Genomic DNA, 7,974 nt, shown 5'->3' with positions numbered 1-7,974 from the left:
TAGCTTTAAAATCGTGGTGCGGAGGCGGAATCGAACCACCGACACGGGGATTTAAGGTCCCGGCATTCAAGCACGGACGGCAACCACTCTTCGGTTTCTTCCGACAACTCAACATCATAAGAGTAGCCTTTCTTGGTTCGCACTTTCCGATATTCCTTTTTGTACTCCAGCATAATTTTGGGCAGCGATTCGCCAAACTTGGTCAGTGTGAGCGGACGCTCAAAGCCGTGTACTTCCATAACGGATAATCACAGGCAGTTCCCGGCTGATTTTCTCTGGCAAATGTGGATCTTTCTCTGACTCTTTTACCAGGATATTAAACGGGAATATCACCCGTCGCCGTGCAATGCCGCCATTACATTCGGTAAAGCTCATCGGTTCATTATTGGTCGCCAGTACGACGCTTTAATCACAGTTGAAAACTGTTTCTCATATTTTCCGTCAACCTCAATCAGGTCGCCACCAGTTACCGCCTTAATACCTGCCCCTTCGCCAACATATTTAACCTGATCAGGCAACGTAATCAGACTCTTCCCAACAAATTGATATCGGCCTCTGGCTTCGTCCAGTGCTCGCATATTACCACTGGTGGTATTGTGTTCGCCTACCAATAAAGTCGCTCTATAAGTAAAGATACTTTTACCGCTGCCACCTTCTCCCGTCACTTCAATAAATAGCTGCCAGTCATAACGGTTTGCCAGAATCATAAACAGGGCAACTTTGGTGCGATTCATCTTATTTTCATTGCTTCCTGCTGCATGGGATAGCCAACGATAAAAATCAGGAACATGATCTAGCAGATTTTCACCGACAATAGGCGGCGTAAATGCAATACCATTATGATTGATGAGCCAGTGTTCTGGTTGGTGCGGGGTAAATTGTTGTGTCGATAAGTCATACACTCCATTACGAAAACCGATTAAATCCTGTCGTTGCTCACCAATAACCGGCACTTGTAATTTCATGGCACAGATAGCGTTATTGATCCCGTTCGGGCTGTGAGGGGTTTCATGTTGGTCAAAGATAGCAACCATTACGCGGCGCAGCACGTTATCTGATACGCTTTCCCATGTCGTACCGTTATAGTGATAAACCATTTCACTATCCGGGTTTACCGCGACTTTGCCGTAGCGTTCCACCAGCAACGCGCCGCGCTGACTGGCTGACTGCCATTTGTGCCAGATTGTTATTGGCCTTTTTGGGCTTCGCTTTTTGGATCACAACCGCTTCTGTTTCCATTTGTTTTTTCTCCCCTACCTGATATAACCCGTTGCTGAATGCCTGCTTTACTGACTCAATGCCGTGATACTGACAATAATCGTCCCAGTCGGCTTTTAATGCCGTTGGCGGTAGTGTTACCCAGCCATTAATCGCTATAGCGGTCTTTTCTGCCGAAATCTTGCCAATGTTCTTTTTTAGCTTGCCGTTTTTGTCCCGCTCTTCCGGTTCATGCCAGTCATTCTCAGCAGCAAGGATGACTTTTGCGTCTGGCCATTGTGTTCTGACCAGTGCGACAACAGTTAGTAAATTGCTTTCATCAATGGCTACCAGTACCACACCTTTATGTAGTTGCCTGACCGTTAACGCGGTGTCATAACCCTCGGTAATGGTAATAATGATCGTGTTCGGTGTTCCGGTAATTTTGGATAAGTGGATAAAACTGCCTTTTTTCTGTGTGCCTGCAACAAGACGTTTTTCACCGTTCGGCTTGATGATTTGAGCACCTGTGATTGTGCCGTCCAGTGTCTGAACCATCAGCAATAACGAACCGTCTTTCAATAGTCGCTGATTGGGGCATTGCAGCCCCTTTTTCACCAGATATTAAGATTCACCCGTAACCGTAGTGGCAACCAGTGCCGCAATGCGTTCAGCAATCGGCTTGGCGTCTCGCGGCTGTTTTTCAGCGGTTTTGGATTCGGGCAAAGGCATTACCAGCACTTCAGCCACCAGCTTAGCCGCTGCAAAAACTGTGATCCTGTTGGTTCTAGCCACCAAATCCAGACCATCACCGTGATTCGATTCATCACACTGGCGGCAATGCCAGTCGCCATGATGATTATCATCAATAAAGTGAACGCGGTCAGTACCGCTGCATATCAGGCAAGCGCCATGCTTACCTTTTAACGGAACGTCAATCCCACAGGCAGGCAACAACAGTTGCCAATGATTAGCGGCGGATTGCTTCACCGCTCGGATAATATCTAACGGGCGGCTTTTCTGATTAGCATTTCCCTGACTCATGATCATTCCTCCTCACCATTAACCGCCGAATAAAGCGCGTGGTAAACCTCGTGATTGATATCACAGGCCAGCGAGAGCAAATCATGTAACTCTTCTGAACAGTGTTGGCTAGCCTGCTCAAGAATGACCTCATACAAAGAGGTACATAATCCCGCCCGAAATGAGGACTGACCTAATGGATCTCTTTCCCGGCGTACAAGGCAATTAACTAATTTATTCACCGGGTTCTGCGGAACGTATTTCGACAGGTCACGATAAACCTCCTGATGAATGCCATACGCCAATGCAATCAGATTATTTAAGTTGGTTTCGCAGCGTTCATCTTTGGCTTTTTTGGTAATGAATGTAAAAAGTGAAATACCCAGACTTGCACGGTGTAATGCTTGTTTTAGTGAGATGGGTTTATTGCTCATGGCGTGCCTCCTGACATGATACGAAGATCAGAGAGGACATGCCAGTCAATAGGCGGGCTTCATTTTCACTGCTTGCCAGAACGATAATTAAGCGTAATGGGTGAAGATCCACCAGCCGTTGAGTACCGGATGCAATTAGGAATGTAAATTTTAGGCGAGTTTGGTTAGACTGTGTGTCAGCCATAGCGTAAGTCTCCTTTACGTTGTGGTTAGACGCCTCGGTAGTGTTGGTAGCACTTTGGGGCGTTGCTTTTGGTTTACATATGTAATACACTTGGTATGTGCGCTTAATATAATCAGGTGTAAACCAAGTGTCAACCATCAAGATATCAGGCAAGGGAAACAAGCAAATCGCATTAAGAGTTGAGCCATCCCTCGAACAAGGAATAAAAGCAGCGTTAGCCCAAGATGGTGATGCTTCTATATCTGCATGGATAAAGAGAATTATTCGTAAAGAGCTACAATCAAGGGGTATAGAATCTAACTCTTGAATTAAGTAATGATCAACCAAATAGTTAACTGCTTTGCTTAAAAAAATAGATTATGGATAACATTCGCCGTGTTATCCTTTTCTTTTTTAATTCCTTTGATTGAAATATCACTACTCTGATTTTTTGAATATAAATTCCCATCACAGTCATTAACTATATTTTCATTTATCATAATTTTTTATTTATGTTGAACGAGCATATTTTACTATAATTGTAAGTTGGTTATATTTATTTCTGAATTACGATTAACCACGAGATTCAGAGATGCGTTGGGCTATCCAGCCATCAACTTCTGATTCAAGAAATGCGACTGAGCGAGTACTAATTTTGACCTGTTTAGGAAATTTATCTTCCCCAATAAGTCTATAAATCCATGCCTTGCTATAACCTGTTCTACGTTGAACCTCTGGTAAGCGAATAAGACTCTCTTTAATTTTGGTCATTGTTGACATATGGTTTTCCCTGTTAATTTACTTCTAGAACAGGAGTAATTAAATCGAAGTTATAAGGTGAGATCATTACGCGGGAATAGTGCTTTGGTTCATACAAAAGAACCATTATAATGGAATGGTCGCCCTATATGAACGCATCCCGTTTGCAAGACAAAAATTACTCTGGCATTGACGGTAGGTTGCAGCTCTATATCCGTACATGAACTCCCGCTTATGTGCAAGATAAGTTCGTTGAATGGCGGTCATAACTGCGTTCGTACATTCGGCTTCTGTGTTTGCAGGTTATTTTCTGCTGAGCCATGATGGATATATGCACACCTGCTCCTTATCGGCCTTCAGACCTTTATTCATTCTTGGTCGTCGGATATATCAGGTTTTGCAGGTGTCGGTTTGACCGATCTCCCCTCTCACTTTTCCTGCGCAATTAGCAAGATCAATACAGCTAAAATAAATTTCATTCCCCTGTGATTACGATGTCACTCTGAACTTTTCTTCACCCATTATTGGGGTTTCGGGAGCAATGGAACAGTGAACGCCGTTAAGTGGTCAATTTAAATAGCCATTTAATTATAAATCAATATATTAATTTTCTTCATTGAAAGGTCTTAACTCACCTCTGTTGACAGCATCTGGAACCGTAAAGGTGTAACGCCCCTGCATGTTAATGTGTTCACATAGTAGTGGAGACAACCTCTTCACATCTTCGTCATGAACCGGATATCCCTCTTGCCTGAGTTGTTGTACTGCGGCATCCATGTAAATCGTATTCCACAGTACGATCATATTTAGCACTAATCCTAACGAACCCAATTGATCTTCCTGCCCTTCACGATAGGCCTGCCTCAGCTCACCACGTTTTCCATGAAATACATTTCTAGCTACAGCGTGTCGTCCTTCACCACGATTAAGCGGCTGTAATGTCTTACGTCGTTTGTTTTCATCATCGAGGTAAGTCAGTATATGGATAGTTTTGTCTGCACGACCGATCTCCGCTATAGCCTGCGCCAAGCTGGTTGGCCTATCGCCCGTTTGTAAGGTTTTCGTGATCGATAAAACGTTCAGACGTCCCAGTTTGAGTGAGGCAGTCAATCGTAAGACGTCATCCCAGTGCGGGACAACTTTTTTCTCAAAATTCAGGCGATGTGAGGACAGAGAATTAAATGGACCATAATCTGCTTTTGGATCTGTGCGCCAGAATCTGGCGCCGCCTGTATCCGCCAGGCGCGGGCAAAACCGATACCCCAACAAACGAAAGAGACCGAAGATAATATCACTGTAGGCGCCCGTGTCGGTCATGATTTGAGAAGGCATTTTTTCCGTTTGTTGTTCCAGTACAACAGCCAAAATGACCAGACTGTCTCTTAGCGTTCCCGGTACAACAATGTCGTTTAACCCCGAATATTGATCAGATATCAGGTTATACCAGGTCACACCACGTCCTTTACCAAAGTATTTTGGATTAGGTCCGGCATGGACTGTTCGTACAGGAACGACGAATCGCATACCATCTGCTGATGCAACCTCACCCCCTCCCCAAAGACCTGCCAGTGAAATACCTGCCTGTGCTGAAACCAGAATGGCATTGGCATCACGGATCGTTTCATCCCTGATATAATGGCTGTCCGTCCAAGTCAGACGGTCACGCTTCAGCGCGGCAATATCATTGCGAATAAAGGGTTCTGGTCCCGTATTACAGGCTTCAGCCATGAGCATGGCACACAAACTGATATTCAGATCAGAAACCCGGGAATTCTGTTCTGATACATGGATGAAAGCACGGGTAAATTGCGTCCGGGCATCAATTTCAAGTATGAGTTCCGGTAAGTCCACGCGGGGCAGCATATCAGCTACGCGCTGTCGCAGCGCAATCAGTGACGGTGTTTCTTCCATTGCGTCCAGAGGACTCAGGATCAATTCTGTTTTTTCACTCGCATCTGAAAATCTTACGGCTGGGTTTTCAGGAAGCCGGTTTAGTACATCACGATAGGTTGTATCCAGCTCTGCCGCGATGGCTGACAATGTGGCTGTTGGTGTTGATGACAGTCCCAGAGAACGGCAGATAATCGGGCGTAAAGCTTCCCATTCATTTCCGGCTATCAGTCCGGTTCGCGGATCGGCATAGCGCCAGCTGGGTGTGACATAAATATCTCTTTTTTTCAGTGTAGCCTGAAGTTCTTTCAGAACACAAAATGTATAAGCATGAAAATCGATACTGTCATCGTTTCTTATGACATGTTGTTGCCACGGTTTATTAATGATTTCTCGGGGAGCATCGTTGTCTGTTTTTTTCTTCTTAAAATTATTCTTGAGCCAGACAAGCGCATCAATCAGCGTCTTGGCAGAAGCATTACCTTCAAAATGAATTTTTGAAAGTAATTCAGGTAAAAAACGGCGAACAGTGCGGAACTTAGCATCCAGTTCATTGAAATACACATTATTAGCTGGGCGAATAAGTGAAATGACATTATCTACAGCGTTCGCCAGCCGATCTTCGGGGATCAAGCTGTATATATTGTCACGAATATCCGTATCAGGTAATTTATCATTAAGCAGTATTTTACAGGCTCTTGCCAGTATTTCCGCAGCCTGATCCAAATCTTTAATTGTACGTTGCCGGTTCTTTTTATCTGCCTGAACAGCACCATTGAACAGATCCCGGAGTAAGGCTTCCAGTAACTCAAGGACATCATCCTGTGCCGTTGCTTCCATGCAGTATGCAAACGCAACAAGTGTTGCCAATTTTCTTTTTTCTGGCAGGCGTTGAAGCGCGGTTGTTTTGGCTGTCGCAGCATAACGAGCCAGCACGGCAATCCGGGTATCGGAAACGGGCGTTATTGCTGGCAATGCAATACCTAAATTACGAATGGAATCCAAGCGGGTAATGGCCTTGAGGAGAGAGGCTGAGTTGATTTTTGTCGGTGCCGTCCGTAGCTGGTCAAGTAATGAATACCGGCTTCCGGGGGGAACAGACAGCAGTTCAAGAAGATAGCGTGTTTGTGTTTCGTCAATGCAGGCTGACAGTGAATGCCACAGCTTGTTTTCTACCCGGCCTCGTAACCGGGCGATGTATCTTTCAAGCAAAGAATAACCGGGTAATAATACCTTATGTGACAATAGCCATCCGGTACACCTTTCGAAAAGAACGCCTGGCCGGCTTGTTCCTGTCCAGCAGAGTGAATATAACCAGCGAGTCAGAGAAAAAGCAACCCGTGGAGCAGTGAACTCTGTATATCCATAAATATTTATGATTTCAGCAATATGTTGCCTGTGTTGTTTCCCTGAGTGATAAAGGTCAATCGCATTATTTATATTTTCAGTATGTAATTGCTGTGCCAGACATTCAATAACCGTATCGGGAACGCTGGCCATTGATTCAGGAAATTTCCCGAGATAACGGACAGTACATAACAATATAGCGAAGCCTAAGCGATTATGTTCACCACGTTTTTCCGAAATATTCAGACGATCAAAATCATCAAGATGGAAATAGCGCGCCAGTGTTTCTTTTGTCAGCTCAACAGGATAACTACCATAGTTTGCACGCTGCTCTTCTGAAAGAAAATTAACCGGCATAGTCAACCACCCTTAATAAATGATCCGGATCACATTGTTTTTTGGGACTGATGAATAGCCCAGATCCGCTTAACTTGGCTTATACTGCACCCAGCCAGTGTAGCGGTGCGTTCAATGGTCAGGCCTGACTGACGAAGAGTGATAATACGTTCGTGAATTGAAATATCAGCTTTCCTGCCAGAATATTTGCCGGAGGCTTTGGCGATTTGAATGCCCTGACGTTGCCTTTCGCGCCGGAGTTCATAATCATCGCGTGCCATCTGAAGAGCTACTTTCAATAACAGTTCCTGAACCGATTCCAGGACAATACGGGATATATCATCGCTTTCAGCGGCCAGCTCTGATAAGTCCACTATACCAGGAACGGCCAGTCGGGCGCCTTTTCCTCTGATAGTGGAGATAAGTTTTTCAGCTTCAGGAAGGGGAAGACGGCTGATACGATCAATCTTTTCGGCGATCACAACGTCACCGGGTTGAAGATCTTCAATCATTCTAAGTAGCTCGGGCCTGTCTGCCCGGGCACCTGATGCCTTTTCCCGGTAAATACCAGCAATATAAAAACCGTTAGCTGCTGCCATTTTTTCGATAGCGGTTTGGCGGGTCAGGTCTTGTTCTGATGTGCTGACTCTTTCATAGATGCGTGCAATTTTCATTTGGAAGTAGCCAAAATAAGTAAAGGTCATTTGGCTATCGTAGAAGGACTAGCTAACAATAGCAATTTACGATGTAAATTGGCTACCTGATTTTTGGCTATTTAAATTGACCGCTTAAAGGTGTTTACTGTTCCGTTACTCCCGAAACCCC

The 7,974-nt window shown here is 44.8% G+C and carries 6 protein-coding genes and 1 pseudogene; 1 reads left to right on the top strand and 6 read right to left on the bottom strand.

Translation table 11 applies throughout. The annotated features are described in order from the left end of the window. Positions 1-5: 5 nt before the first annotated feature. From AAC147_RS06750 to AAC147_RS06740, 3 genes and pseudogenes are all read right to left on the bottom strand, one after another. Positions 6-2,247: pseudogene (locus AAC147_RS06750) on the bottom strand (DUF5906 domain-containing protein). Beyond that, entirely contained in the window at positions 2,244-2,654 is a 411-nt protein-coding gene (locus AAC147_RS06745; protein ID WP_081989176.1) for a hypothetical protein, read from the bottom strand. Before AAC147_RS06745 ends, AAC147_RS06750 begins: the two are co-directional and overlap by 4 nt. After that, entirely contained in the window at positions 2,644-2,838 is a 195-nt protein-coding gene (locus tag AAC147_RS06740; protein WP_047686064.1) for a hypothetical protein, read from the bottom strand. Before AAC147_RS06740 ends, AAC147_RS06745 begins: the two co-directional genes overlap by 11 nt. Before the next feature lie 127 nt (positions 2,839-2,965). On the opposite strand from AAC147_RS06740, the gene AAC147_RS06735 reads away from it, so the two are divergent. Next, positions 2,966-3,145, top strand: coding sequence for a hypothetical protein (locus tag AAC147_RS06735; RefSeq protein ID WP_052189815.1), 180 nt, complete (start codon positions 2,966-2,968; stop codon positions 3,143-3,145). Positions 3,146-3,390: 245 nt separating this feature from the next. Here AAC147_RS06735 and AAC147_RS06730 read toward each other — a convergent pair whose 3' ends face one another. From AAC147_RS06730 to AAC147_RS06720, 3 genes are all read right to left on the bottom strand, one after another. Continuing rightward, positions 3,391-3,597, bottom strand: a complete 207-nt coding sequence (locus AAC147_RS06730; RefSeq protein WP_047686062.1) for a helix-turn-helix transcriptional regulator — start codon at positions 3,595-3,597, stop codon at positions 3,391-3,393. Between the two features lie 582 nt (positions 3,598-4,179). Next, positions 4,180-7,170 (bottom strand): Tn3 family transposase, encoded by a 2,991-nt coding sequence (locus AAC147_RS06725; RefSeq protein ID WP_047686060.1) that lies wholly within the window; start codon positions 7,168-7,170, stop codon positions 4,180-4,182. Between the two features lie 29 nt (positions 7,171-7,199). Further along, entirely contained in the window at positions 7,200-7,823 is a 624-nt protein-coding gene (locus AAC147_RS06720; protein WP_047686057.1) for a recombinase family protein, read from the bottom strand. Between the last annotated feature and the right edge of the window lie 151 nt (positions 7,824-7,974).

The organism is Xenorhabdus sp. NBAII XenSa04, from assembly GCF_963866145.1.
GTDB classification, from domain to species: domain Bacteria; phylum Pseudomonadota; class Gammaproteobacteria; order Enterobacterales; family Enterobacteriaceae; genus Xenorhabdus; species Xenorhabdus indica.
Note: the sequence above shows the minus strand (reverse complement) of the source record. Positions and strands in the feature narration are given on the sequence as shown.